We start from the raw sequence: 25,399 nt of genomic DNA on the forward strand, positions 1-25,399 counted from the left end.
ATGTTCTCGCGTTACAAAAAGCCAACCGCCCAGCCTGCCCCGCCCCCCGCCGCTGCGGTCGACAAGGCCCCGACGGTCGAACCCGTGGTGGAGAAAGCCCCGCTGGTCACCCGCCGCATAGCGCCCGCAGCGCCCGCGCAGGCAGAGCCGCAGGACAAGGACCGCCGTCGTCGCCAGAAGCTGGGCGAACTGAAAACCGAAATCCATACCCGCCTGCTCGAAGACCTCAATCTGGCGGCGCTGGAAACGGCGCGCGAATCCGATCTGCGCTCGGAAATTTCCGCGATCGGGTCCGAAGTCCTGCAAGATGCCGGTATCGCCCTGACCGCAAGCGAGCGCACGACACTGATCGGCGAGCTTTATGACGAGGTGATGGGGCTTGGACCTCTCGAACCGCTACTCAAAGACGAGACGGTGTCCGATATTCTGGTCAATGGCCCGCAACAGGTTTTTGTGGAACGCGGAGGCAAGCTGGAGCTGACCGACACCGTTTTCAAGGACGAACGCCACCTGATGCGGATCATCGACAAGATCGTGTCGGCCGTGGGGCGCCGTGTCGATGAATCCAACCCCTATGTCGATGCGCGTCTGGCCGATGGGTCGCGCTTCAACGCGATGGTGCCGCCGATTGCGGTGGATGGCTCGCTGGTTTCCATCCGGAAATTCAAGAAAGACAAGCTGGGCATTGACGATCTGGTCGGGTTCGGCGCCTTTACCGAGGAGATGGCCGCCTATCTGCAGGCCGCCGTCTCGACACGGCTGAACGTCATCGTCTCGGGCGGGACCGGCTCGGGCAAGACCACCACGCTCAATGCGCTGTCGTCTTTCATCGACAATTCCGAGCGTATCCTGACCATCGAGGATACCGCCGAACTCCAGCTGCAACAGACCCATGTGGGCCGGATGGAAAGCCGCCCGCCCAATGTCGAAGGGCGTGGGGCGGTGACGCCGCGCGACTGTCTGAAGAACGCGCTCCGGATGCGCCCCGACCGGATCATCGTGGGCGAGACCCGCGGCGAGGAGGTCATCGACATGCTGCAGGCGATGAACACCGGCCATGACGGGTCCATGACCACGATCCACGCGAACTCGGCCCGCGATGCGATGTCGCGGCTGGAGAACATGATCGCGATGGCAGGGATCGAGATGCCGATCAAGGCGATGCGCGCCCAGATCGCCTCGGCTGTGAACCTTGTGGTGCAGGCCTCGCGTCTGCAGGACGGCTCGCGCCGGATGACCTCGATCTCGGAGATCACCGGCATGGAGGGCGATGTGATCTCGATGCAGGAACTGTTCCGCTACGAGCGCCTCGGCCTGACACCGGAGGGCAAGATCATCGGGCGGTTCACCGCAACGGGCGTGCGGTCGCATTTCTCCGACCGGTTCCGCCAATGGGGCTATGACCTGCCTGCCTCGATCTATGAACCCGTGGAGGGCTGAGCATGGGCGCGATTTCCACCGTTGCCATCTATGCGGTGATCTTCATCGCGGTGCTCTTGCTGGTCGAGGGCATCTATCTGCTGGTCTTCGGCAAGTCGATCTCGCTGTCGCGGCGCGTCAACCGCCGCATCGATATGCTGGAAAAGGGCGGTCGCCGCGAAGAAGTGCTGGAACAGCTGCGCAAAGAGGTGACGCAGCACGAGAAGGGGCGCAACATCCCCTTCTATTCGCTGCTGGCCGACAAGGCGCAAAAGGCCAATATCGCCTTCAGCCCGCAGGCGCTGATGGGGGTCATGGCGGCCATGAGCCTTGTGGTCTTTGCGGGCCTCTCGGTCGGGCTGACGGTGGACCTGCCTACACGTCTGCTGCTTTCGGTGGCGATGGGGTGCGGTGCGGTGTTCCTGTGGGTCTCTGGCAAGGCGAAGAAACGCATGGCTCTGGCCGAAGAACAACTTTCGGATGCCATCGAACTGATGGTGCGCAGCCTGCGGGTGGGGCATCCGCTTTCCTCGGCCATCCAAGCCGTGGCCAAAGAAATCCCCGACCCGCTGGGCACCGAATTCGGGATGATCGCGGACGAGGCCGCCTATGGCCGCCCCGTGGCCGATGCCCTGCGCGATCTGGCCCAGCGGCTGGACATGCAGGATCTGCGCTTCCTCGCCGTGGCGGTATCGATCCAGCAGCAATCGGGCGGCAACCTTGCCGAGGTGCTCGACGGGCTGTCCAAAGTGATCCGCGCAAGGTTCCGTCTGTTCCGTCGCGTGAAAGCCATTACCGCCGAGCCGAAATGGTCGGGCATGTTCCTCTCGGGCTTTCCGCTGGTGGTGCTGGCGGGCATCCTGATCGTCTCGCCCACCTATTACGACAAGGTCAAGGATTCCGATATGTTCCTGCCTCTGGCCATTGCCGTCTTCGTCCTGCTGGGCATGAATGTACTGTTCATGCGCATCATGACCAATATCAAAGTCTAAGCCCCGCTTTTCAAAGAGACCCCCATGAGCGCGCTCTCCCAATTCCTGACCCAATCCCTTGGCCCGCTAGGACCGATGATCGCGCTTCTGGTGCTGGCGGGCGGGCTGATCCTTGCCACCCTGCCCTTTCTGCTCAAACGGCGCAGCGATCCGCTGGACAAGATCGCCCAACAGCGGCGCAATTCGCAGCCGGTAACGGCCACAAGAAGCCCCGCAAAACTGCGCGAAGGCAGCGGCAATGACGCGCTGGAACGGTTTGCCGGTTTTCTGGAACCGCAAAACGAAAAGGAAATGTCGGCCGCCAAGAAATGGTTGCAAAGCGCGGGCTATCGCGGCCCGAATGCCGTGCGCAGCTTCCACGCAACCCAAGCCTCGGCGGCGATTGGCGGGCTTGCGCTGGGGGCGCTGATCACGGTCTATCTCACCCTCACCAATACCGACCCGCTGGAACCTGCGGCGATGATCGGCCTGATCATGGGACCGGGCGTTGTGGGATATTTTGGTCCGAAACAATGGGTCAACAGCCGTGTCGCAGCCCGCACCGCCGAATTGCAGAACGGCTTTCCCGATGCGCTGGACATGCTGCTGGTCTGTGTCGAGGCCGGACAGTCGCTCAATCAGGGCATCATCCGCGTGGCCCGCGAACTGGCCACCTCCTGCCCCGCCATTTCCGAGGAATTCGGTCTGATCGCCTACGAGATCAAGGCGGGCAAGGACAAAGCCACCGTGATGCGCAATTTCGGGGAACGCTCGGGCGTGAGCGACATCCAGAGCTTCGCCACCGTCATGATCCAGTCGCAGACATTCGGCACCTCTATCGCCGAAGCCCTGCGCATCTATGCCGCCGATATGCGCGACAAACGGATCATGCGCGCCGAGGAAGCGGCCAACAAGATCCCGACAAAAATGACCTTGGGCACAATGGCGTTCACCGTGCCGCCGCTTCTCATCATCCTTGTTGGGCCTTCGGTCTATGATATGATAAACAGCTTCAGCAACTTCTGACGCTCTAGAGCCCGATGCCCGCCACCCGACGCCTGATTGCCCTTGCCTGTCTGTCTGCCGCGCTCGCGGGCTGCGTGCCGCTGCCCTTCGGCACCTCGCAATCGCCCTATGCACCGGGCTATGCGGATGGCGACGGGGTGGACGGGCTGATCGTCGGGCATCGCCTGATGGCAGCGGGCGAATATGATCTGGCGCTCAAGGCCTATTACCGCGCGATGGCCGAACACGGGGCCACAGTGGACACGCTGTCGGCCATCGGTTCGGCCAATCTCAAACTCGGGCGCTTGGGACAGGCGGAACAGATCCTGCGCCGTGCCACCGAAAAAGACGCGAAATTCGTGCCCGCCTGGAACAATCTGGGCGTCGTGCTGATGGAAGAGGGCAAGGTCGCCGAGGCCGCGCGGACCTTCCGCATCGCCTATGGTCTTGATAATGGCGAATCTGACGCGATCCGAGAAAACCTTATGCGCGCGCTCGCAAAAATCGACAAACCGGTATATGATTCTCCGCAAGAACAGACATTCAAGCTGGTGCGGCGCGGGCATGGTGAATACCTGCTGCTGACCAAGCATTGAGGCCGAGCGAGAGGACGCAACACCATGCGCCAGATTATCGTGATGACCGCCCTGCTGGGAGGCGCGCTGATGCTCGCCGCCTGCGGTGCCAGCGACAGTGCCAAGGAGGCCGAGGCCTTCAAGACCGTCAATGCGATCGACGAAACGAACCTGTCGGATATCATGCTGACTGTCAGCGACCCGAAGGAGGCTGTGAAATATTTCCAGCGCTCTGCCAACGAAAACCCCGACCGGATCGACCTCAAGCGGGGGCTGGCGAAGTCTCTGGTGCGGGCCAAACAGCATGATCAGGCCGTGAAGGTCTGGCAGGCGGTGCTGGCCATGCCCGGTGCCACGGATGCCGACAAGGTCGGTCTTGCCGATGCCCAGATCCGCAGCAATGACTGGGCGGGCGCGAAGGCCACGCTCAACACGGTGCCGCCCACCTACGAGACCTATGACCGCTACCGGCTGGAAGCGATGGTGGCCGATAGCGGCAAGCAGTGGAAAAAGGCCGATAGTTTCTATGATACGGCTGTCGGGCTGACAACCCGCCCCGCCGGTGTGCTGAACAACTGGGGCTTCTCGAAACTGACCCGTGGCGATGCCAAATCCGCCGAAAAGCTTTTTGCTGAAGCGCTGACCTATGACCCGTCCAGCTTCACCACCAAGAACAACCTCGTTCTGGCCCGTGCCGCGCAACGCAAATATGACCTGCCGGTGGTCGACATGACCCAGACCGAGCGGGCCCAGTTGCTGTATACGGCGGCGCTTTCGGCCATCAAGCAGGGCGATGTGAATACCGGACGCAGCCTCCTGCAGGAGGCTGTTGACACCAACCCCCAATATTTCGAAGAAGCCGCCCGTGCCTTGGCCGCGCTTGACGCCAATAAGGTCAAGGCCTGACATGTTTGCCGCGCCCCCGTTTGCAGCAGCCTGCCTTTTCCTGCTGGCGATGACACCGGTCTGCCTCTGGGTGGCCGCCACCGACCTGCGGGACATGAAAATCCGCAATGTCGCGGTCTATACCACGGCGGGGATCTTTGTTTTTCTGGGGCTGGCGGTGCTGCCTCCCGAGGTCTGGGCATGGCGGTGGGTCAATTTTGCCGTGGTCTTGGCCATCGGTTTCGCGCTTTTTGCCTTTGCAGGCTTTGGCGCGGGGGACGTGAAATTCGTGTCGGTCGCCGCGCTCTTTGTCTCGCATGAGCCGGGGCAGATCTCGCTGGCGATGATCTGCCTCTCGGTCGGTTTGCTGGCGGGGCTGGGGTTGCATCAACTGCTCAAACGCCTGCCCGCCTTGACCCGTGCGACCTCCGGCTGGCGCAGCTGGACTGCCAAACGCACCCCCGCTGGCGTCGGGCTGGCGCTGGCCCTCTGGATCTATCTGGCCCTTGCCGTTCTGGCGGCGGCATAAGACCACCCCACGCCCGCATTTTTCCCGAATTCGGCCATAATGCGGCGTCACCTTCGGCCCAGACGTATCTGTATGTCTGTCGTTCCGGTGACCATGTGTGAGGAAAAGGTTTCTGCCATGAATATGATGCTCCGCCCGATTACGGCCCCGCAGACACCGCGCAGCCTGTCGGAGACGGGGCTTAGCCTTGTGATGATGCGCGACCTTCTTCTGAAGACGATGTTCCGCACCAATCAGACCACATTGACCGCATTGGGCGCCCTGATGTGCCTGCCAACCACCTTGCTGCAAGAGCTGATCGATCTGGCCCGCGAGCAGCGCCTTGTCGAGGCGATGGGAACGCTGCATGCCAATTCCGGCAACGAGATGGCCTTCCAGCTTTCGGATGCCGGTCGCGCCCGCGCGCTGGACGCGCTGGCGCAGTCGGAATATTACGGCGCGCTTCCCGTGCCGCTGGTGCAGTATCGCGAGCAGGTCAAACGCCAGTCCATCCGCAATATCCAACTGACCCGCGAGGCGCTGTTGCAGGCGATGGGGCACCTTGTCCTGCCGCCGGATCTGATCGACCAGCTAGGGCCTGCGGTCGGCTCGGGGCGCTCGATCCTGATGTATGGCCCGCCCGGCAACGGGAAGTCCTCGATTTCCAACGGGATCCGCGACGCGCTCGGCGACCAGATCTATATCCCCCGCGCCATTGAATATTCGGGGCAGATCATCACCGTCTTCGACCCCATCATCCATACCGAGGCCCCGATCCCCGAAGAAGACCCGACAGCGCTGCGCCGCGCAGGGCCACGTTTTGACCGCCGCTATGTGCTCTGCGCACGCCCGACCGTCATCACAGGGGGCGAATTGACGCTGGATATGCTAGATCTCAAATTCAACCCGACGGCGCGCACCTATACCGCGCCCCTCCAGTTGAAAGCCTCGGGCGGTGTCTTCATCGTCGACGACCTTGGCCGCCAGTCCGAGCCACCACAGAAGCTGGTCAACCGCTGGATCGTGCCGCTTGAGGAAAGCCGTGATATCCTCGCGCTGCAATCGGGCGAGAAATTCGAGGTGCCTTTCGATACATTGGCGATTTTCTCCACCAACTTCCACCCCAATGCCATCTTCGACAAGGCTGCGTTGCGGCGTATCTTCTTCAAGATCAAGATCGACGGCCCCAATCAGCGGGATTTCCTCAAGATCTTCAAACTCGTCGCGAATAAACGCCAGATGCCGTTGAACGAAGCTGCCCTGCTCCATCTGCTGAAGGTGAAATACCCCAGTATCAACAATATCTACGCGAATTATCAGCCGATCTTCCTGATCGACCAGATGATCGAGATCTGTAAATTCGAAGGCCTTCCGCGGCAGATGTCGCCCGAGCTGATCGACCGCGCATGGGCCAATATGTTCGTGCGTGACGAAGAGATCCTACATTAGGACACACGCATCTGCGGCGACGGCTCTACGGGCGGCAGGGGCAGGTCGAAAAGACCGGCATCCTCGACATCGGACAGATAGGTGCGCGACACCGGCACCACAGCCCCGTTGCGCAGGGTCAGCTTTGCCTTGGAGGTCATTTTGCGGGCCTCTGTCACCGCATCTTCGGCCACCCAATGCGACCGGTGCACCTGCAGCCCTTCCACACCGTCCAGTTCGGTTATGGCGTCAGCCAGCCGGATCAAAACCTGATGCGACCCCTGCGAGGTGGTGACATGCACATAATGGTCGCGGCTTTGCAGATGCCAGATATCGCCATGATATTCCTCCGGCAACCGCTCCAGCAGGCGTGGGCGGTGGGCAGGCTGCGGCCTCGGAGCCGGTGCAAATGGCACAGTGGCATGTTCGGCAGGCAGAATATCGGACGGGCCGGTTTGCGGCGGGCGGACGTTTACCGGCTGACACCGTATCTGCGCAGGTGCCCCCCCGACAGAAGGCAGATCTTCAGGGGAGAGATCGCCCTGCGATGACGGCAGATCTGCCTGCTCTTGTTCTTGCTCTTGCTCTTGCGGGTAGAACACGCGCCGTAATGTGACACAAAAGAATGTCATCGCAAAATTATAGGCCCCGAGTTCCAGCAGGCTGGGCAGGTTTGCACGCGCCGTATCCGCGAAATAGGACAGCAGCGCCAGATAGGGAAACGCCATGATGACGCCAACGCTGACCGATTCCAGCAGCACATAACGCCAGAACTGCCGGATCCCCAGAACCGTCTCGTAAAGCAGCCGGAACCCGCAGCCGATCAGAATACCGAAGGCCCAGAGCGACGGCCAGTAGACCAGCCTTTCACCGAAAGTCAGCCATTCGAATGTGCCAAACGGCCCGCCCAATATCCCGAACACCGACGCGGCGCCCCAAGTCAGAAGCAGCGTCGGCACGCTCAGTGAACGAAGATAGGTGCTCCACATCGTAAGGGACCTCTTGCTTGGCGTGCCCTGTCCCATCCGCTAAAGCGAATGCCTTTGTCATGAGCCCAGAGTAATTCCTGTTCTGCGCTCCAGAATAAACAAAAATAATTGCACCTTTGCGAACGTCGCAAAAACGAGACAAACGCCGGGGGTATTTTCCGGCGTTTGTCAAAGGTTCAATTTACGGTTGATTCGACCCCTGCCCCTTGGCGGCTCAGGCCGTCAGCCCCTCCGGTTCGGGCAGGTTATTGGCGCGGGCGCAGGCGGTCAGGGTATTGGCCAGCAGGCAGGCGATGGTCATCGGCCCAACCCCTCCGGGAACCGGCGTGATGGCCCCTGCCACCTCTGCCGCCGATGCAAAGTCGACATCCCCGACCAGGCGGTGCTTGCCCTCGCCCTTTTCGGGGGCCGGAATGCGGTTGATACCAACGTCAATCACCGTGGCACCCGGTTTGACCCAATCGCCCTTGATCATTTCAGGACGGCCGACAGCGGCCACCAGAATGTCCGCGCGGCGGCAGATCTCTTCGATATCCTTAGTGCGCGAATGCGCCACCGTCACCGTGCAGCTATCGCGCAGCAGAAGCTGAGCCATCGGCTTGCCCACGATATTCGACCGCCCCACCACAACGGCATTCAGCCCCGAAAGCGCGCCATGATGATCGCGTAGCATCATCAGACAGCCCAGCGGCGTGCAGGGCACCATGGATTTCTGCCCCGTCGCCAGAAGCCCGACATTGGAGATATGGAAGCCGTCGACATCCTTGGCCGGATCGATCGAATTGATGACCAGATCCTCGTTGAGATGTTTGGGCAGCGGCAGCTGGACCAGAATACCATGCACGGCAGGATCGGCATTGAGACGCGCGATTAGCTCCAGCAATTCCCCCTCGGAGGTCTCGGCAGGCAGCTTGTGCTCGTAGGAATTCATGCCGACCTCGACAGTCTGCTTGCCCTTGTTGCGCACATAGACTTCCGATGCGGGGTCTTCCCCCACCAGCACCACAGCCAGACCGGGCGTAATACCGTGATCGGCTTTCAGGCGGCTGACCTGAGCGGCCACCTTCTCGCGCACCGAGGCCGCGAAGGCCTTGCCGTCAATGATCGTCGCAGTCATTCAAAGTCTCCCGTGCCAAGAACACGCTCTTCGCGCTGGATCGACGCCTCGATCATGATGCGATAAAGCTGCTCGAAAAGTTCAACATCGCCGTTACATTGCGCGGCATGCGCTTTGACCTTGGCGACAACATCCTCGACCCGCTCTTCGATCCGTGCCGGCATATCCTCTTCCGGCTTCAGATCGATTGCGCGATCAATCAATGTCAGACGATAGGCAAGATGCTCGACAATCTGGCGGTCGAGCCAGTCGATCTGCTCGCGCAGCTCTTTCATCGAGGGAATGGTCTTCGGATCTTTCATAGGACAATCCACTGCTTATCTATCCGGCGGCACAAAGATTGACGCCGCTTACATTGATGGCGCTACCTATTACATCCCCAGCACAGGCGGACAAGCCCGCGATCGACAGGTCATGTCGATATTGCGCCCTTGCCCCATGAAAGATCGCGATAAAGGCCTGATCCTACCAATCGTGCTGAAGTTTCGACCATGCGCGTTGGTCCGGCACCCAAAGCTGCAAGCTCTGCCCCAGTGCCAGCCGTCCCGGACGCTGCACCCAGGCCGTCACACCGCGCCGCCCCGTGGCCGCAGGCTTATAGGCCTTGCCCTTCTCGGGATGCACCGCCTCGATGATGGTGCCGGGCAGCACGCAGGGCCGGTTCTCCATATCCACCACCAGCGCCACACCCTCTTCGCTTTGCAGACGTGACGATGGCGGAATATGGGAAAAATCCGGCAACCCGCGCAGCACGACCGACGCCCCCACCCATTCGGGACGCAGCTCGGGAATGCGCATGGCAAACGCGGTCTCGGCCATTTCCTCGGCAGAAAGCAGCGTCATCTGGCGGGTATTGGCGATAATCGTGCCCTTGGCAAATTGCGCACTGACCCGCGAGCAGGCAGGCCGTGTGCGACCGCGATGGGCCTCCCCCAGCGGGCCGTCGAAATCCAGTTCAAGCTCGGTCCGCGCCACCGACTCCATCTGCCCCTCGGGCACGACCCCAAGCCAGACAATCTCGGCACGATACCCCGTCGGCTTCAAGGCGGGCATGAATAATCCTGTCAAATCACCGCAAGCACGCAGCAGACCCATGCTTGGACCGCATAGCGGAAAGGTCAAGATCCGTCGTTACGTTCGCAGCTTTGCCCTGACACGAAGAGTCCGGGCGATACCTTGGCCGCCACATCCGGCCCCTTTGCAAAAAAGGCCGCCCCGAAGGACGGCCTTTTGTAAAATCTCCCGAAGGCATCACGCTTTGGGATCGGTCTCGCCCGTCTCCGGAGCGGTCTCGCCGGAGGTCTCGGGCTTGGTCTTGGAGATCGAGTTGACGGTCGGCAGGCCGCCCAAGGGGGTATCATCGTCCCCGCCCAGCGTCTCGCCCCGGATGACCTTCTTGATTTCCTCGCCGGTGAGGGTCTCGTATTCCAAGAGGCCCTGCGCAAGACGTTCCCATTCCTCTTCGCGCTCGTTGATGATGCGGACCGCTTCGCGATAGCCCTCCTCGATCAACTCGCGCACCTCGTCCTCGATCAGCTGTTTGGTCGCGGTCGAGACAGAGAAGCCTGCGGTATTGCCGGAATAGCCCTCATGCGCTTCGGAATAGTCGATATTGCCGACCTTGTCGGACATGCCCCAGCGCATCACCATCGCCCGTGCAATGGCCGATGCCTGCTGGATATCGCCGGCAGGACCGTTCGACACATGGTCGGGGCCCCATTTCTTGATCTCGGCCGCCTTGCCCGCCATCGTCATGGCGATCTTCTGCTTGGCCTCGTCCTTATGGTAGTTCAGCTTGTCCATCTCGGGCAGCGAGACCACCATACCAAGGGCCTGACCGCGCGGAATGATCGTGGCCTTATAGACCGGATCGCATTTGGGCAGCGCAAGGCCGACAATCGCGTGACCGGCTTCGTGATAGGCGGTCATTTCCTTCTGCTCGGGCGTCAGCACCATCGAGCGGCGCTCGACCCCCAGCATGACCTTATCCTTGGCCTGCTCGAAATCTTCCATGGTGACGAAACGACGCCCCACACGCGCGGCCATCAGCGCCGCCTCGTTGACGAGGTTCATCAGATCCGCCCCCGAGAAGCCCGGCGTGCCGCGCGCGATGGTGCGCAGATCGACATCGGGACCAACAGGCACCTTGCGGGCATGGACAGTCAGGATCTTCTCACGGCCCTTGATATCGGGATTCGGCACATGGATCTGGCGGTCGAAACGGCCCGGACGCAGGAGCGCGGGGTCCAGCACGTCGCGGCGGTTGGTCGCGGCAACGATAATGATGCCCTCATTCGCCTCGAAGCCGTCCATCTCGACCAGCAGCTGGTTGAGGGTCTGTTCACGCTCGTCATTGCCGCCGCCGATGCCGACACCACGGGCGCGGCCCACAGCGTCGATCTCGTCGATGAAGACGATACAGGGCGCGTTCTTCTTGGCTTGTTCGAACATGTCACGGACGCGGCTTGCACCGACACCCACGAACATTTCCACAAAGTCAGAGCCCGAGATGGTGAAGAAGGGCACGCCCGCCTCGCCCGCAATCGCACGCGCCAGAAGCGTCTTACCGGTGCCCGGAGGGCCAACCAGCAGCGCGCCTTTCGGGATCTTGCCGCCAAGGCGGCTGAATTTCTGCGGGTTGCGCAGGAATTCCACGATTTCTTCCAGCTCTTCCTTGGCCTCGTCGATGCCTGCGACATCATCAAAGGTCACGCGGCCCTGCTTTTCGGTCAAGAGCTTGGCTTTCGATTTGCCAAAGCCCATCGCGCCGCCTTTGCCGCCGCCCTGCATCCGGTTCATGAAGAAGATCCAGATACCGATCAGCACGAGGAAGGGCAGCCAGACGCCCAAGAGCGACATGAAGCCCGACTGCTCCTGCTTCACCACCTTGACCTGCACCCCTTGCGAGATCAGACGCTCGGCGATCGGATCGGTCAGAGGTTTGACGGTGGAATAAGTCGACGTGCCGTCTTTGAGCTGATAGCGCACATCCTCCCCATCGATCTGAACATTGCTGACATTGCCCTTATCGACTGCCGTAATAAATTCGGAATAGTCGACTTGCTGCGAATTCATCGCGTTCTGTCCATCCCCAAACAGGTTGAACAGGGCGAGGATCAGCACGAACAGCACGGCCCAAAAGGCTAGATTGCGCGCATTACCCAAGGAAAAACCTCCAATTCATTTTGACATCCTTGCGACGCCCGGATGAGCGGGCAGGAAGCCGTTGATCTGAAAATAGGGATTTAGGCTCAGGGTTCAACGGGTGAATAGCATTGAGCGGGTGAACGGGGTCGCAATTTCTGCATTCCAGCCATTCGGAAGCCCTGCCAAGGGCGCCGCAAGCAGTGTCGGACCGTCCCAAACCGCCGGACTCGCCAGAAGCGAGGCCCGTGGCATCCCTGCCGCGCGCCAGTCGGGGCATTGCGCAAGCCCTGCCTTTCCCAAAGCGGCGATGGTCAGCCCCCTGCAGGCGTAAGCCCCCGTCTCTCCCTGTGCCTCTGGCCCATCACGCCCGACGCGCCAGCGGTCCCATTGCGTGATCTGCGCCGATGACACAGCCACAACCTGTTGCGCCACCGCCGCCAGTTCGCGGGTAAAGCGCACGGTGCCACCCTTCTGACTGCGCTGCACACCGGCCAGCGTTCTGGTCTGGGCGAGATCGCGGCAGAAGGTCTCCAGCTTGGGGCCCCGCGGCGCATAGGCCCCGCCCCCGATCCAGCCGAGAATCACCGCGAAGAGACGGCGGCGGAATTCGCCCTGCACTTCGTCCTCCAGCCCTTCGAGACTGACCACCACATCGCCACGGTCGATCTGCACATGGCGCGCGACCATCGCGGCCAAAGCGGTCGACAGGGCCTCTTCGGCGCGGGCCAGATGCGCAACCGTCTGGCAGATCTCCTTCGGCGTAATCCCGAGCGCCGCCAGATGCGGGGCCGCTTGGCGCACCTTCACGCGGTCATATTTCGGGTTGTCGTTTGACGGGTCCTCGGCCCATTGCGCACCGATCCCGCGCAGATAGGCGCGCAGGTCTTCACGCCCGAGATCCAGCAAGGGACGGTGCCACGTGACGCCGTTCTCGACCCAAGCCTGACGCATGCCCGACAGCCCCTGCACCCCCGAGGCCCGTGCAAGGCGCATGAAAAAGGTTTCCATCTGGTCATCGGCGGTATGGGCCATCGCGATATGGGAGACCCCCTGCTGGCGTGCCCAAGCCCCCATCAGTTCCATCCGCGCCCGCCGCGCGAGATCCATCAGATTGCCCCCCGACGGCGCCTGCCAGCGTAGGGTCCAATGCGGCAGGCCAAGGCTTCGGGCCACCTGCCCCACCATGCGCGCCTCATCGGCCGCCTCGGGACGCAGCCCGTGATCGACGGTCACCACCGCCAGATCCAGCCGCCCCGCCAGCAGATGCAGCATCGCCATCGAATCACCGCCCCCCGAAACCGCCAGCCCCACGCGGTGGCCCTGCATGGCCGCCACAAACGCCTCGGGCACGGGCGGCCCGAATGGCAAACTGCCGCGACAGGGCGCGGCAGTCGGGGTCTTGTCATGATCGGACACGCAAGGGCCTCACATACAGCCGAGCTTCGACATCTCCGCGCGGGCCTCGGACACGGCCTGCGCCTGCGGATAGCGTTGCCCCACCTGTCCCAAGGCCGTGCAGGCTTCGCTGCGCTGGCCAAGCTGACCCAGAGCCCAGCCCAGCTTCGTCAGGCTTTCCGGTGCCTTATCCCCGTCAGGATAGGTCGAGAAAGCGTTCAGCCAGGCCCTTGCCGCCCCTGCGGTATCGCCGGATTTCTGCAAGGCCTCGCCCTGATAATAGAGCGCGTCGTCGCTTAGTGGGCCACCCGTGTAGGATTGGGCAAAGGCCGCAAGCTCTTTCGCGGCGCGAGGAAAGTCACCCTGATCGAGCACCCCCTTGGCCCGATCGAAGTCCGACTGTTCATTCATCGCCAGATCGGCACTGGACTGGCCGGACCCGTTCGAGGACGCTGCCGGCGTCGGAGCCGCTGCAGCACTGCTATCTGCCCCGCCCAAAGGCGCGGTTTTACCAATCGAGGAGATGTCGCAACCCTGCTCCATCTCGCAGACACGGAATTCCAGATCCCCGATCCGGTTGGTGCCATCACTGACCACCCGATTGATCTTGTTCTGCAATTCTTCGGTCTGCGAGGTCAGCCGCGACAGCGACGCCTCCATCGTATCCATCCGTGCAAGCGCCGAGGCTCCGCCCGCCGCCTGAAGTCCCGAAGAGCCGGAGGACACCAGCTCCTGACGCAGGCCTTGCACCTGCGCCGAGAGCTGCGCCAGTTCCGAGCGGATATCGGCCAAAGACTGCTGGTCCTGCGCGAAGGCGGGCAGGCCCGCCATCATTGCCAAACCACAGACCGCCCCCTTCAGCGCACGCATCATCAGGAACCCGCGCCTTGTGCGATCACCGTCACGGCGCGACGGTTCTGCTGGTAGCATTCCGGTGCCGAGCAGACCGCGATCGGGCGCTCTTTACCATAGGACACGGTGCGCAGACGGTTGCCGCTGACACCTTGGCTGATCAGGAAGGCCTGTGCCGCGCTTGCACGGCGTGCCCCCAGCGCAAGGTTGTATTCGCGCGTGCCCTGTTCGTCGGCATGGCCTTCGATCACGGCAGTGTAATTCGGGTGGGCATTCAGCCATTGCGCCTGTTGGGTCAGGATCTGGGTGGCTTCGGGCGACAGGGTCGACTGGTCGACCATGAAATGCACCATGTCACCGATTTTCTTCTGGAAATAGGCGGGCGAGTTGGGGTCGTTGATATCGCCTTGGCTGACCGAGCCGTCCCCATAGCCGCTGCCATAGGCACCGCCCGGATCATTCACGCCCGAGCCATCGCCGAAGCGGTCGGGATTGTTACACGCGGCAAGGCCCAATGCGCTCAGCAGCAGGGCGGCTTTGAATGCGGTTTTCATAGATCGTTCCATCATATCAGGTGCTCGTCATGAGCAGGGTAACAGTATTCTTCGGGCTTGGAAATGTCACTGCAGAAGCGGTGACCACGTCACATCAGAGGCCGCGCCGGGCGTCGGCACCTGCTTCAGGTTGCGGCCGGAAATATCCACCGACCACAGGCTTGCACCGCCGTTCGCGCCGGGGCTTTCGCGGGTGAACATGATCACACGGCCATTGGGCGACCAAGTCGGACCCTCGTCAAGGAAGGAAGCGGTCAGCAGGCGTTCTTCCGAACCATCGGTGCGCATGACGCCAATATGGAAGCGCCCCGCATGCTGCTTGGTGAAGGCGATCATATCGCCGCGCGGCGACCAGACCGGCGTCGAATAGCGCCCTTCGCCAAAGGAAATACGGGTGGGTTCGCCGCCGCTTGCGCTCATGACATAAAGCTGCTGCGTGCCGGAGCGGTCGGATTCGAACACGATCTTCGACCCGTCAGGGCTGTAAGAGGGCGCGGTCTCGATGGCGGGGCTATTGGTCAGGCGCTGCGGTGCGCCGCCATTGATGCCCATCCGGTAAAGGTCGGTATTGCCGCCCTGCTCCATCGAATAGAGGATCGAGCCGCCATCGGGCGAGAAGCGCGGCGAGAAGGTCATCGTGCCGGGGGTCTCGGGCAGAAGCTGCGAACTGACATTGCCCACATTCATCATCTTGATCCGCGGGAAGCCGGTTTCAAACGTGGTATAGATCAGCTTGGACCCGTCCGCCGAGAAGCGCGGCGCCAGAACGATGGTGCTGGAATCGGTGAGATAATTCACGTTCGCGCCATCATAATCCATGATCGCCAGACGTTTCTGACGGGCGTTTTTCGGGCCACTTTCGGACACGAAGGCCACACGGCTGTCGAAATAGCCACCCTCGCCGGTGATGCGCGAATAGATGGTATCGGCCACCTTATGCGCCAGACGCCGCCAGCTTTGCGGGCTGGCCGCCAGTTGCTGGCCCTCCCCCATCTCGGCCCCCGAATAGATATCGAAAAGACGGAATTTCACGACTGCCTTGCCGCCCTGCATCGAGACAGCCCCCACAATCAGCGCCTGCGCGTTGATCGCGGTCCAGTCGGAATAGTTCACCTGCGTGCCGAAGCTGGAGAAGCGCTGGATATGGGCGTTTTGCGGGATCTCGCGGAACAGGCCCGTGCCGGTCAGATCCGAACGGATCACGCTAGAGATATCCTGCGCAATCTTCGAGGCATCGCCGGTTTCGGCGATGAAGGTCGGCATGGCAAAGGGCAGCGGCTCGATCACACCATCGGTAATCTCGACATGCAGAGGTTCGCCATCCTGCGCCATCGCCGGAGCCGCAACCAGCCCCGCCGTCATCACACTTGCGGCGGCCACTCCGGCCAACATCATACGCAGCATCGAAACACTCCTTGTCTGGTCCGTTCCCGTCTGGTCAGAACGGGCAGGTTTTGTCGGTTGTAGCGCGGAATGGACGCAGGGCGCATCACATCCGCACGACATTTCGCGATGATCGGACGATTTCCTTGAAAACCGCATCAACGCATCCTCATGCTATCGGGGTTGAAATCCATCTCGATGGTTTTCCAGCGCCCGTATTTTTCCGCCGGAAGCGGGAAGCCATCCGAGCCACAGCGCACGATCGCGCGGCGTGCCGCCTCGAAGGCCTGCTTGGCAGCCGCATCCGACCCGCCCGACGACCCGATCATCTTGATCGTCGAAATGATCGGCGTGCCGTTCTGGTTCATCTGCACCGAAACCGTCACCGTGGTGCGCAGCGCCTCCGAGGACAGCGCGCCCACGTTCCAGCATTGCTTCACATCGACAACCAGCGCCTCTTTCTCGCCGCGGGTGATCGGGGGGCCCATCGGCGCATTGCCGGTGCCGCCCGTGCCCTCACCGCCCAGAGCCTGCGCAAGCGCATCCTGCACCGCCTTCTCGGTATTGGGCGAAGGGGCTGCGGGTTTCGCAGCAGCAGGTTTTTCGGTCTTCTTATCGGCGGGTTTGGCCGCAGGCTTGTCCGCCTTTTTCTCGACCGGCTTGGCCGCAGGCTTGTCGGCCGGTTTCTCGGCTTTCTTCTCGACCGGCTTCGGCGTGTCGGCTTTGGGCGTGTCAGCCGCTGCGGTTTCCACCGGCTTCGGCTCTTCTTTCTTCGGCGGAGCGGGCTTCGTACGCGGCTTGGGGCTGACCGGCGGAGCCGATGTCTTGGCCTCTTCCACCGGCTTCGAGGCTTCGGTCTCGATCTCGGTGCCCGCCTCCTCGGGGGCCGCGGCCTCCTGCGCCTCTTCCTTCGGCTCTTCAGGCTTCGGCGCCTCGGCCTCTTGCGTGGCCTCCTTCGGCACCTCGGCCACCTTGGCTTCGGGCGCGGGGGTGGGCAGCGGATCGGGGGCCACACGCCGCGCGGGCTTGGGCACCGGACGCGGGCTGAATTCGGGGGTCGAGGTGTCTTGCGGCACTTCGACGTCCGGCATCATCGAGGGCGGGACTTCCGTCACCTCTGTCGGCTCGGCAGGTGTATGGACCTCCGACAGATCGGGCTTGGCTTCGGGCTTGGCAACCGGCTCGGCCAGAGCCTCCTGCGGGGCCGGATCGGGGGCCTCGTCGGGGGCAGGCACATCCTCTGCCGGAGAGCTGTCCTGCTGCGGGGCGGCAATCGCTTCGGGCGCGGTGTCCTGCACCTCGCCCGCTTTGGGAGCTGCCGCCTGCATCGCTTGGAATTCGGCATCCGAGATCACCGAAACCTGCGTCATCTGTATCGGCTCGACCGGATCGCGTTTGATCAGGAGATCCCCCACGACAGCCCAGAGGATGATCCCCGCATGGACCACCCCTGACACCCAAGTGCCGATCTTATCTGCCCGTTCCATCCGCATAAAGTTGCGTGCCTTGCGCTTACTGTTTCGCCGGTCCCGTCAGCGACGGACCACCGGATTCGGTCACCAGAGTGATATTGTTGAAGCCCGCGCCATTCAGGGCGCCCATGACTTCGACCACACGGGCATAGTTGATACCGCCATCGGCGCGCAGGTAGATCTTGTTGCTGTCCCGCTCGGCGGCGATCGCCTGCAAACGGCCCACAAGCTCGTCTTCCGGCACGGTCGAGTTCATCAGCGACACCGTGCCATCAAGCTGCAGCGAAATGGTCAGCGGCTCTTCCTGTTCGGTCGGCACCGCCTTGGCCGAGGTCTTCGGCAATTCCAGCGGCACACCCACGGTCATCATCGGCGCGGCCACCATGAAGATGACCAGCAGCACCATCATCACATCGACCATCGGCGTGACGTTGATCTCGGCCATCGCCTGATGCTTGCCGCGCCCGCGCCGCCCTCTCCGGCTAGAATTTTTCATCACACCGCCGCTCATGGATCAGGCGTCCAGCTGGCGCGACAGGATGGTGGAGAACTCGTCGGAAAACGCCTCGTAGCCGCCAACGATACGGTCGGCATCGCCCGAAAGCTTGTTGTAGAAGATCACGGCAGGAATCGCCGCAAGCAGACCGAGGGCCGTGGCCACCAGTGCCTCGGAGATACCGGGAGCCACGACGGCCAGCGAGGTGTTCTGCGAAATCGCGATTTCCTCGAACGCCACCTTGATCCCCCAGACCGTCCCGAACAGCCCCACGAAGGGCGCGGTGGAACCGACCGTGGCAAGGAAGGGCAGCCCGTTGTTGAGCTTCTCGCTTTCCTTGGTGATCGCCACATCCATCGAACGCTCGATCCGCGACTGCGCACCGGCGATCAGATTGCCGTCCTGACGGTGGCTGCGACGCCATTCCAGCATACCGGCGGCAAAGATCTTCTCGCTCGCGCCATCGGGGCGGGTGCCGATCTGCTCGAACAGCTCGTCCAGCGGCTCGCCCGACCAGAAGGCCTGATCGAAAGTCTCGGCCTCGCGGCGGGCCGCGCGGAACGAGATGAATTTACGGATGATGATCGCCCAGGACCAGAAGCTGGACAGCATCAGCAGGATCACCACGAGTTTTACGGTTAGGGAGGCACGGGCAAAAAGGGCAAGCAGCGAGAAATCCATCTGCTGCGCCGCGCCAAGCACGTCTGTTTCCATCAGTCTACTGCTCGTCAAATAGGGGCCGCGTTTGTCGCGGGTTGATTGGCAGCGATTTTAGCGCACATAAAGGGGCTACGCCATAACATCTACGTCACCTAGGGCCAAATTGCGCACCTAATGCAGGCTCGGAGCCAACTTCCGGCGTATTTCGGCAGATATCCGCTGCGCCGCCCCTGCCTCGTTCAGGCATACAAGGGTGACCTGCGCGGCAAAAAGCACCTCTCCCGCGCGTTTGACCTCCTGCGCAAGCTGGATCCGCGCGCCTGTTTCGGCCAGCAGCGTGGTCGAGACAACCAACTCGTCATCATATCGGGCAGGCTTGAGATACTCGGCCTCGACACGGCGCACGGCGAACACCGTGCCGGTCTCCGCCTTCATCCGCGCCTGATCCACACCAAGCGACCGGACCCATTCGCTGCGCCCGCGCTCGATGAATTTCAGGTAGTTGGCATAATAGACGATCCCCGCCAGATCGGTATCTTCGTAATAGACGCGGATCGGAAATTCAAAAGCCATCTCAAGACCTTACTTATGAATCCGTTAGTTTTTCGGGGCCAGTTTCGCCTCGGCCATATCCTGCACCATGCGGGCGCTGGCGGCCTCGGCTTTCTCGCGCATCAGATTGGCACGGGCAAAAAGGCGCAGCGCATGGGCGGCCTCGTCGGCCACGGGCGGCATGACCGGATCATAGCTGGCGGCAATCAGCGCCGCCACCTCGGGGCGCAGCACAGCGGCCCCGCGCGCCAGCCCCAGCGGAGACTGCGCGGCCCATGCCTCGCTTCCCCATGCGAGAATCATCTGCACCGCCTGCCCCAGCGCGATCGTCTCGGCAGGCACCTCGGCCATAGCCTCATCCATCCGCACGAAACTGAAACAGGCCCGAATGGCCCCCTGATCATCGAAGCGGAAGGTGCGGTAATGGGTTGCCCCCGCATCATCCAGACGCACAACCAGATCCTGCAGACCCGGCAGCATATGATCGAGGTTCGGAACCTCCAGAAGTTCCTGCCAGTCACGGAAGAAGAAGATCATCAGATTGGCCCCGAGCTCCGGATCGGTCTCGGCCAGCTTATGGCCCGACAGCGCCACGACCGCCTCCAAAGCGCCTTTCATGATCTGCAGCGTCTCTTCCTGCACGCCGAAGACGATCGGCACGATCGGCCTGCCCCAGCGCGCGAAATGGTAATGCCCATCCGCGCGGGTAAACAGGGCGGTGATCTCTTCGGGCGTCAGGCTACAGGCTTCGGTCATGGTGGTCCTCGTCTCTTGCTCGCGATCATAGGGCGTCGCGCGGGCGAGCAAAAGGCGTCATTCGCCCCTGTCGCCCAACGCAGCCCCTATGGCTAGAAACCGGCATGGGTTTCCAGAAAGGCCAGTTCGGGCTTGGTGCTTTCGCGCTTGAGCGCGGCATTGCGATGCGGAAACCGGCCAAAACGCGCAATGATGTCGCGATGGGCTTCGGCAAAGCGCTGCCCTTCCGCATTCTGCGCCGCCGTATAAAGCGCGAGCGCGCGGTCCTGATCGGCCAGTTCCTCGGAATGCATGAAGGGCAGGTAGAAAAAGGCAGCCGCTGCCGGATCCACCTCTTTCGCGACAGCCGCATCGAAGCCTTGCGACAGCGCCGCATCCGCCACCGCCCGCGCCTTGGCATCGCTGGCAAAGGCATGGCCGGTCCCGCGGAACATGTTGCGCGGAAACTGGTCGAGCAAGATCACCAGTGCCAGCGCCGACTGCGCGGCCTGCTGCCAATCCGCCAGCGCGCCCTGCGCCGCATCGGCCTGCAAGGCGGAGAAACGGTCGCGGATTTCGCCGTCGAACCGCTCGTCTTTGACAAACCATTTCTCGCGATTTTCCGGTGCGAACCAGAATTCCAGAACATCCTGCGCGCGTGATGGTGCCATGTTGGCCTCCTTTGGCTACGGGTGGAGCCTATAGATAGGCCGAAGCGACGACAGCCCCAATACAAGGCGCAAAAAATAACGGGCACCGCGACGGGTGCCCGTTGGACGCTCCTGCCCGAAACCGGCTCAGGCGTTCTTTTCGGCCTGTAGACCTTTGACGATGGAATAGCACATCACCAGCAGAACCACGGTAAAGGGCAGCCCTGTCGAGATCACCATGGATTGCAGGGCCGAAAGCCCGCCCCCAAGCAGCAGCACAATCGCGACCACGCCCTCGAAGGTCGCCCAGAACACCCGCTGCGGAACGGGGGCATTGACCTTGCCACCTGCGGTGATGGTGTCGATCACCAGCGAGCCCGAATCCGAGGAGGTCACGAAGAACACGATCACAAGGATCACCCCCACAACCGAGGTGATCTGCGACAGCGGCAGCGCCTCCAGCACGCGGAACAGTTTCACCGAGATATCGGCATCCACGGCGGCCTGATAGCCGTCCTGAATGACCTGCTGCAACGCGACGCCCCCGAAGATCGACATCCAGACCACACAGGCCAGCGACGGGATCAGCAGCACACAGACCACGAATTCGCGCACCGTCCGCCCGCGCGAGACACGCGCGATGAACATACCCACAAACGGCGACCAGCTGATCCACCATGCCCAGTAATACGAGGTCCAGCCCTGCACGAAGCGGGTATCTTCACGCCCGAACGGGTTCGACAGCGCCGGAAGTTCGGTCAGGTAGGCACCAAGACCGGTGCCGATATCGCCCAGAAGGGTCAGCGTCGGGCCGGTGAACAGCACGAAAAGCAACAGAACCAGCGCGAGGATCATGTTGATTTCCGACAGTTTCTGCACGCCCCCTTCCAGCCCGCGCAGCACCGAGACAAGCGCCACAGCGGTAATACAGATGATCAGGATCACCTGCACCGTCGTCGAGATCGGAATGCCCAGCACGGCATGCAGACCGGCATTGGCCTGCGTGGCCCCCAGCCCTAGTGAGGTTGCCAGACCGAAGAGCGTGGCAAAGACCGCCAGAATATCGATGATATGGCCCGGCCAGCCCCAGATCCGCTCGCCCAGGATCGGATAGAAGGCCGAACGGATCGTCAGCGGCAGCCCCTTGTTATAGGAGAACAGCGCCAGAGCGAGCGCCAGCACCGCGTAGATGGCCCAAGGATGCAGGGCCCAATGGTAGATGGTCGCGGCCATGCCCAGCTTGAAGGCGGCCTCGGTATCGCCTTGCGCCCCGCCCAGCGGTGCGCCAGCCGCCCCTGCGAACGAGGTCGAGAAATGGGTCAGCGGCTCCCCCACGCCATAGAACATCAGACCGATGCCCATACCGGCGGCAAACAGCATCGCAAACCATGCCGGATAGCCGAAGTCGGGAGTCGCTTCCGACCCGCCCAACCGCACCTTGCCCCAAGGCGAGACAATCAGGAACAGACTGAACAGCACGAAAATGTCGCCCGCTGACAGGAAGAACCAGTCGAACCCGCCCGTGACCGACGAAAAGAGCCAGCTGAACAGGGACTGGGCCGTCTGGGGGAAGACCAGCGTAAACAGCACGAATAACACGACAGCCACAGCAGAGATGGCGAAGACCGGATTGTGGATATCGAAATCCAGTCTGCCGACACTGCCTTCGATATTATCCTGTCCGACGGAATAGTCGGTGTCGATCGGGGCGGCGTCGCCCTCGGGGGCGGGCACGCCCAAATCCTCGTCCTGATCGATTGTCTCTGCCATGCAGCGTCTCCTGTCCTGTTTCCTTTGTCGCTCCGGCGCGGTCAGTTGCGGACCTGCCCCCAAGACCCCGAGGCCGGATCGGGTGCGCGGGCCCCCAGATACGACGAGAGCGCAATGCCGTGCGTGTGCGGCTTTGCGTGTAAAGGCCAAGATGACAGCCCGACGCGACCCGTAAGTGCCAAAAGCGACGCGAAGTGTCGCTTATGAGACATTGCGTCCCAAAACTCCACCACTGAAACAAGCAAAAATCCGCCGGGTTCCCGGCGGAGGACAGAAATATGCGGATTCTATCGGAAAAGCGGCGTGTCAGCGGCTTCGCAGGGGCACCACTTGCTGCACGATCCCGACGAAGAGCAGATAGAGCGAACTGAGGATCAGCCCGAAATGCACCCATGCAGGCGAATGGAAATTGGTCCATGCCGCAATGGCCGCGAAGACCACCCAGGCCAGCGCGATCGGCAATGACAGCGCGCGCCAACGCTCTGTCCTGACCGGATGGATGAATTTCAACGGCAGGAACATCGCCACCGTACAGATCAGCACCAGCACCAGAATAACCGGCGGGGTCGGTGCCACAGCAAACACGACCAGCGCCACCATATTCCAGCAGCCCGGAAAGCCGGAAAAGGAATTATCTTTGGTTTTCATGCGTGTATCCGAAAAGTACACAACGCTGAAATAGGTGATAGCCACCACCACAAGCCAGCCCGGCCACCCCGGAAGCAGGTCGGATTTGAACAGCGCATAGGCGGGAATGAAGACATAGGTCAGATAGTCGATGATCAGATCCATCAGGACCCCGTCATAGACCGGCGCGTTCCGTTTGACATCATAGCGCCGCGCAAGGGGGCCGTCGATGCCATCCACAACAAGCGCCACGACCAGCCACAAGAACATGACGCTCCAGTTTCGCTCGACGGCTGCATCAAGAGCCAGAAGCGAAAAGACCGCTCCGGTTGCAGTGAGAAAGTGAACGGAGAGAGCTTTGGTGCGTAACATCATAATTCGGGTCATGCCGCAAACGCCCCGTTCGATCAAGCAAAGACATAGAAACCCAAGTCTCTTCCTGAAACTGTGGCGCAATCGCGCCGACCGTCACGCCAGCGGATAAAGAAGGGCGGCAGGGCCGCCCTTCCCGTTCAAGCCATGTCTATCGGGCCAGACCTCAGCCCTGCGACACGTCTCCCAGCGTTTCTGCCAGAAGTTGCTCGAACTGCTGAACACGACGCATGTCATCCTGCACATCCGCCGTCTCGGCATCCTCATTGGCTGACTCTGCCAGAGATTCGACCAAAGATTGCGCAGTCGAAACGCCGTCTTCATCATCGGAAGGTGGCGGGCCCGGTGGTGGGCCCATCATGCTGGCAACGCTGCTTGTGCTCTCTTCGGTTCCCGAAACGGTCTCGCCACTGATCGAGGCATCATAGGCCGCCTGCTCCATGGTCGACAGCTCGCCATCGCCATCAAGATCGAAGACCTCTTCGTCGCTGGTCAGCGTGGTGGAGCTTGTCGTGGAGGACGAGGACGAGGACGAGGTCTCGCTCGTATCGCCAAACAGGGAAACAAAGAGGGATTCGGTATCAGCGCCACTGCCAGACGAGGCGGGAGGCGCCGGAGGAGGAGCCGCAGAAGCCTGCGTTTCCTCTACGGTTGTGCTATCGTCGTCTTCCGTTGTCGTCGTGCCGGCCTGTAAAACCTGCAAACTCGACGCAACGCCTACACTACCGGCAAGGGTTGATACGTCCATAATGCGTTCCTTTCTGAACATGAAACGTATCCTAGGTCTGCGCCCGCAAAATGAATGAAACCTTTCCAGAACATGGTTAACCCATCGACTTTCCTGATCGGAAGCCGGTTTACAATTAAAACTTGACCTAACGATAACGGAAGACCGCCCAAACAGCGCGTTCCTATCAGCGCCTCGGATGGGCGGCGCGGTAGACCTCCATCAGGCGCGCCTGATCAACAGCGGTATAGACCTGCGTGGTGGCAAGGCTGGCATGACCCAGCAGCTCCTGAATGGCCCGCAGATCGCCCCCCGCACTCAGCAGATGGGTGGCGAAACTGTGCCGCATGGCATGTGGCGTCGCCGTTGCAGGCAAGCCCAAGGCCATCCGCGCCTGCTCCATCGCCTTGGCAATCAGCCGTCCGTTCAGCGCTCCGCCCCGCTTCCCGCGGAAAAGGGGCAGATCGGCCGCGACCGGATAGGGACAGAGCCGCAGATAGCTTTCCACCGCCGCGCGGGCAGCAGGCAAAAGCGGCACCATCCGTTCCTTGCGCCCCTTCCCCATAATCCGCAGACTATCGCCCAAAGGCAGATCGGCCCCGGTCAGCGACAGCGCCTCGGAGATCCGCAGACCACAGCCATAGAGCAGGGTCAGCACGGCAACATCGCGCGCGGCCACCCACGGGTCCTGCGCCTGAAGATCCACCTGCGCGATCATCGCGACCGCCGCATCCTCGGCCAAGGGGCGCGGCAATTTGCGCTGGAACCGTGGCGGACGCACCGAAAGCGGTGCCGTCGCATCGAACCCCTCGCGATCGGACAGCCAGCGGACAAAGCTTTTGACCGAAGACAGCGCCCGCGCCAGCGAGCGTGCCGACAGCCCCCGCCCCCGCTCATGCGCCATCCATGCGCGCATATCGGCCGTGCTCAGCCGTGCAAGACGTGCCACCCCGAGCGACTCGCCCTGATGGACATGCAGAAAGGTCAAAAACCCCCGCAGATCACTGCCATACGCGAGAATCGTCTGCTCTGATGCGCCCTCAAGCCCGCGCAAATGCGCAAGCCAGCGCTGCATCGCATCCCGCAGGGCGTCCGACATTCCAAGCATTT

General features: G+C 61.9%; 26 protein-coding genes. 7 read left to right on the plus strand and 19 right to left on the minus strand.

The genetic code is table 11. From position 1 onward, the window contains the following. From WDB88_RS00150 to WDB88_RS00180, 7 genes are all read left to right on the plus strand, one after another. Positions 1–1,440 carry a CpaF family protein gene (locus tag WDB88_RS00150; RefSeq protein ID WP_339108203.1) on the plus strand — a complete coding sequence of 480 codons (1,440 nt, stop codon included), beginning with the start codon at positions 1–3 and terminating at the stop codon, positions 1,438–1,440. Positions 1,441–1,442: 2 nt separating this feature from the next. Next, entirely contained in the window at positions 1,443–2,411 is a 969-nt protein-coding gene (locus WDB88_RS00155) for a type II secretion system F family protein (protein ID WP_339108204.1), read from the plus strand. Positions 2,412–2,435: 24 nt separating this feature from the next. Beyond that, complete coding sequence (locus WDB88_RS00160; RefSeq protein ID WP_339108205.1) at positions 2,436–3,416, plus strand: type II secretion system F family protein; 981 nt, start codon at positions 2,436–2,438, stop codon at positions 3,414–3,416. Positions 3,417–3,430: 14 nt separating this feature from the next. Then, positions 3,431–3,991, plus strand: coding sequence for a tetratricopeptide repeat protein (locus tag WDB88_RS00165; protein ID WP_339108206.1), 561 nt, complete (start codon positions 3,431–3,433; stop codon positions 3,989–3,991). A 24-nt stretch (positions 3,992–4,015) separates the two neighbouring features. Further along, on the plus strand, positions 4,016–4,876 hold the full coding sequence (locus tag WDB88_RS00170; RefSeq protein ID WP_339108207.1) for a hypothetical protein: 861 nt from the start codon (positions 4,016–4,018) through the stop codon (positions 4,874–4,876). Between the two features lies 1 nt (position 4,877). Further along, on the plus strand, positions 4,878–5,384 hold the full coding sequence (locus WDB88_RS00175) for a prepilin peptidase (RefSeq protein ID WP_339108208.1): 507 nt from the start codon (positions 4,878–4,880) through the stop codon (positions 5,382–5,384). 117 nt (positions 5,385–5,501) lie between these two features. Then, positions 5,502–6,812, plus strand: coding sequence for an ATPase (locus WDB88_RS00180; RefSeq protein WP_339108209.1), 1,311 nt, complete (start codon positions 5,502–5,504; stop codon positions 6,810–6,812). Here WDB88_RS00180 and WDB88_RS00185 read toward each other — a convergent pair. From WDB88_RS00185 to WDB88_RS00275, 19 genes are all read right to left on the minus strand, one after another. Continuing rightward, entirely contained in the window at positions 6,809–7,780 is a 972-nt protein-coding gene (locus tag WDB88_RS00185) for a LytTR family DNA-binding domain-containing protein (RefSeq protein ID WP_339108210.1), read from the minus strand. The two genes, WDB88_RS00180 and WDB88_RS00185, sit on opposite strands and share 4 nt — an antisense overlap. 214 nt (positions 7,781–7,994) lie before the next feature. Next, positions 7,995–8,897, minus strand: a complete 903-nt coding sequence (gene folD, locus WDB88_RS00190; RefSeq protein ID WP_339108211.1) for a bifunctional methylenetetrahydrofolate dehydrogenase/methenyltetrahydrofolate cyclohydrolase FolD — start codon at positions 8,895–8,897, stop codon at positions 7,995–7,997. Further along, positions 8,894–9,199: a chorismate mutase gene (locus WDB88_RS00195; protein WP_339108212.1), complete on the minus strand. Its 306-nt coding sequence runs from the start codon at positions 9,197–9,199 to the stop codon at positions 8,894–8,896. Before WDB88_RS00195 ends, folD begins: the two co-directional genes overlap by 4 nt. Before the next feature lie 163 nt (positions 9,200–9,362). Further along, on the minus strand, positions 9,363–9,950 hold the full coding sequence (locus WDB88_RS00200) for a sulfurase (RefSeq protein ID WP_339108213.1): 588 nt from the start codon (positions 9,948–9,950) through the stop codon (positions 9,363–9,365). 198 nt (positions 9,951–10,148) lie between these two features. Then, positions 10,149–12,062 (minus strand): ATP-dependent zinc metalloprotease FtsH, encoded by a 1,914-nt coding sequence (gene ftsH, locus WDB88_RS00205; protein ID WP_339108214.1) that lies wholly within the window; start codon positions 12,060–12,062, stop codon positions 10,149–10,151. Positions 12,063–12,155: 93 nt separating this feature from the next. Beyond that, positions 12,156–13,460, minus strand: a complete 1,305-nt coding sequence (gene tilS / locus WDB88_RS00210; protein WP_339108215.1) for a tRNA lysidine(34) synthetase TilS — start codon at positions 13,458–13,460, stop codon at positions 12,156–12,158. Positions 13,461–13,469: 9 nt separating this feature from the next. Beyond that, a complete protein-coding gene (ybgF, locus tag WDB88_RS00215; RefSeq protein WP_339108216.1) occupies positions 13,470–14,312 on the minus strand; it encodes a tol-pal system protein YbgF in 843 nt (280 codons plus the stop codon). Next, a complete protein-coding gene (pal, locus tag WDB88_RS00220; RefSeq protein ID WP_339108217.1) occupies positions 14,312–14,845 on the minus strand; it encodes a peptidoglycan-associated lipoprotein Pal in 534 nt (177 codons plus the stop codon). The genes ybgF and pal overlap by 1 nt, the downstream gene beginning before the upstream one ends. Positions 14,846–14,911: 66 nt before the next feature. After that, on the minus strand, positions 14,912–16,249 hold the full coding sequence (gene tolB, locus WDB88_RS00225) for a Tol-Pal system beta propeller repeat protein TolB (RefSeq protein WP_339108218.1): 1,338 nt from the start codon (positions 16,247–16,249) through the stop codon (positions 14,912–14,914). A gap of 137 nt (positions 16,250–16,386) precedes the next feature. Continuing rightward, positions 16,387–17,715: a hypothetical protein gene (locus tag WDB88_RS00230; protein ID WP_339108219.1), complete on the minus strand. Its 1,329-nt coding sequence runs from the start codon at positions 17,713–17,715 to the stop codon at positions 16,387–16,389. Positions 17,716–17,740: 25 nt separating this feature from the next. Next, positions 17,741–18,211 carry an ExbD/TolR family protein gene (locus tag WDB88_RS00235; RefSeq protein WP_339108220.1) on the minus strand — a complete coding sequence of 157 codons (471 nt, stop codon included), beginning with the start codon at positions 18,209–18,211 and terminating at the stop codon, positions 17,741–17,743. A gap of 3 nt (positions 18,212–18,214) precedes the next feature. Further along, positions 18,215–18,910 carry a protein TolQ gene (gene tolQ, locus WDB88_RS00240; protein WP_339108221.1) on the minus strand — a complete coding sequence of 232 codons (696 nt, stop codon included), beginning with the start codon at positions 18,908–18,910 and terminating at the stop codon, positions 18,215–18,217. Positions 18,911–19,027: 117 nt separating this feature from the next. Next, entirely contained in the window at positions 19,028–19,429 is a 402-nt protein-coding gene (gene ybgC, locus WDB88_RS00245; RefSeq protein ID WP_339108222.1) for a tol-pal system-associated acyl-CoA thioesterase, read from the minus strand. Between the two features lie 24 nt (positions 19,430–19,453). After that, complete coding sequence (locus tag WDB88_RS00250) at positions 19,454–20,164, minus strand: hypothetical protein (protein WP_339108223.1); 711 nt, start codon at positions 20,162–20,164, stop codon at positions 19,454–19,456. A gap of 92 nt (positions 20,165–20,256) precedes the next feature. Further along, complete coding sequence (locus WDB88_RS00255) at positions 20,257–20,814, minus strand: DUF924 family protein (protein ID WP_339108224.1); 558 nt, start codon at positions 20,812–20,814, stop codon at positions 20,257–20,259. A 126-nt stretch (positions 20,815–20,940) separates the two neighbouring features. Then, positions 20,941–22,563 carry a BCCT family transporter gene (locus tag WDB88_RS00260; RefSeq protein ID WP_339108225.1) on the minus strand — a complete coding sequence of 541 codons (1,623 nt, stop codon included), beginning with the start codon at positions 22,561–22,563 and terminating at the stop codon, positions 20,941–20,943. 306 nt (positions 22,564–22,869) lie between these two features. Beyond that, positions 22,870–23,565, minus strand: a complete 696-nt coding sequence (locus WDB88_RS00265; protein ID WP_339109543.1) for a CDP-alcohol phosphatidyltransferase family protein — start codon at positions 23,563–23,565, stop codon at positions 22,870–22,872. Between the two features lie 163 nt (positions 23,566–23,728). Then, entirely contained in the window at positions 23,729–24,331 is a 603-nt protein-coding gene (locus WDB88_RS00270; RefSeq protein WP_339108226.1) for a hypothetical protein, read from the minus strand. Positions 24,332–24,476: 145 nt separating this feature from the next. Next, a complete protein-coding gene (locus tag WDB88_RS00275; RefSeq protein WP_339108227.1) occupies positions 24,477–25,397 on the minus strand; it encodes a tyrosine recombinase XerC in 921 nt (306 codons plus the stop codon). Between the last annotated feature and the right edge of the window lie 2 nt (positions 25,398–25,399).

Origin of the sequence: Thioclava sp. GXIMD4216 (assembly GCF_037949285.1) — a bacterium.
Taxonomy (GTDB): Bacteria; Pseudomonadota; Alphaproteobacteria; order Rhodobacterales; family Rhodobacteraceae; genus Thioclava; species Thioclava litoralis.

Coding starts and splice junctions, on each gene's coding strand:
- WDB88_RS00275 (WP_339108227.1), bottom strand. CDS start 25,397: ATGCTTGGAATGTCGGACGCCCTGCGGGATGCGATGCAGCGCTGGCTT.
- WDB88_RS00175 (WP_339108208.1), top strand. CDS start 4,878: ATGTTTGCCGCGCCCCCGTTTGCAGCAGCCTGCCTTTTCCTGCTGGCG.
- WDB88_RS00270 (WP_339108226.1), bottom strand. CDS start 24,331: ATGTTCAGAAAGGAACGCATTATGGACGTATCAACCCTTGCCGGTAGT.
- WDB88_RS00265 (WP_339109543.1), bottom strand. CDS start 23,565: ATGATGTTACGCACCAAAGCTCTCTCCGTTCACTTTCTCACTGCAACC.
- WDB88_RS00195 (WP_339108212.1), bottom strand. CDS start 9,199: ATGAAAGATCCGAAGACCATTCCCTCGATGAAAGAGCTGCGCGAGCAG.
- WDB88_RS00150 (WP_339108203.1), top strand. CDS start 1: ATGTTCTCGCGTTACAAAAAGCCAACCGCCCAGCCTGCCCCGCCCCCC.
- WDB88_RS00230 (WP_339108219.1), bottom strand. CDS start 17,715: ATGGAACGGGCAGATAAGATCGGCACTTGGGTGTCAGGGGTGGTCCAT.
- WDB88_RS00180 (WP_339108209.1), top strand. CDS start 5,502: ATGAATATGATGCTCCGCCCGATTACGGCCCCGCAGACACCGCGCAGC.
- folD (WP_339108211.1), bottom strand. CDS start 8,897: ATGACTGCGACGATCATTGACGGCAAGGCCTTCGCGGCCTCGGTGCGC.
- WDB88_RS00165 (WP_339108206.1), top strand. CDS start 3,431: ATGCCCGCCACCCGACGCCTGATTGCCCTTGCCTGTCTGTCTGCCGCG.
- WDB88_RS00250 (WP_339108223.1), bottom strand. CDS start 20,164: ATGACCGAAGCCTGTAGCCTGACGCCCGAAGAGATCACCGCCCTGTTT.
- WDB88_RS00200 (WP_339108213.1), bottom strand. CDS start 9,950: ATGCCCGCCTTGAAGCCGACGGGGTATCGTGCCGAGATTGTCTGGCTT.
- WDB88_RS00155 (WP_339108204.1), top strand. CDS start 1,443: ATGGGCGCGATTTCCACCGTTGCCATCTATGCGGTGATCTTCATCGCG.
- ybgF (WP_339108216.1), bottom strand. CDS start 14,312: ATGATGCGTGCGCTGAAGGGGGCGGTCTGTGGTTTGGCAATGATGGCG.
- WDB88_RS00255 (WP_339108224.1), bottom strand. CDS start 20,814: ATGGCACCATCACGCGCGCAGGATGTTCTGGAATTCTGGTTCGCACCG.
- ybgC (WP_339108222.1), bottom strand. CDS start 19,429: ATGGCTTTTGAATTTCCGATCCGCGTCTATTACGAAGATACCGATCTG.
- WDB88_RS00170 (WP_339108207.1), top strand. CDS start 4,016: ATGCGCCAGATTATCGTGATGACCGCCCTGCTGGGAGGCGCGCTGATG.
- pal (WP_339108217.1), bottom strand. CDS start 14,845: ATGAAAACCGCATTCAAAGCCGCCCTGCTGCTGAGCGCATTGGGCCTT.
- WDB88_RS00260 (WP_339108225.1), bottom strand. CDS start 22,563: ATGGCAGAGACAATCGATCAGGACGAGGATTTGGGCGTGCCCGCCCCC.
- WDB88_RS00185 (WP_339108210.1), bottom strand. CDS start 7,780: ATGTGGAGCACCTATCTTCGTTCACTGAGCGTGCCGACGCTGCTTCTG.
- tolB (WP_339108218.1), bottom strand. CDS start 16,249: ATGCTGCGTATGATGTTGGCCGGAGTGGCCGCCGCAAGTGTGATGACG.
- WDB88_RS00235 (WP_339108220.1), bottom strand. CDS start 18,211: ATGAGCGGCGGTGTGATGAAAAATTCTAGCCGGAGAGGGCGGCGCGGG.
- tolQ (WP_339108221.1), bottom strand. CDS start 18,910: ATGGAAACAGACGTGCTTGGCGCGGCGCAGCAGATGGATTTCTCGCTG.
- WDB88_RS00160 (WP_339108205.1), top strand. CDS start 2,436: ATGAGCGCGCTCTCCCAATTCCTGACCCAATCCCTTGGCCCGCTAGGA.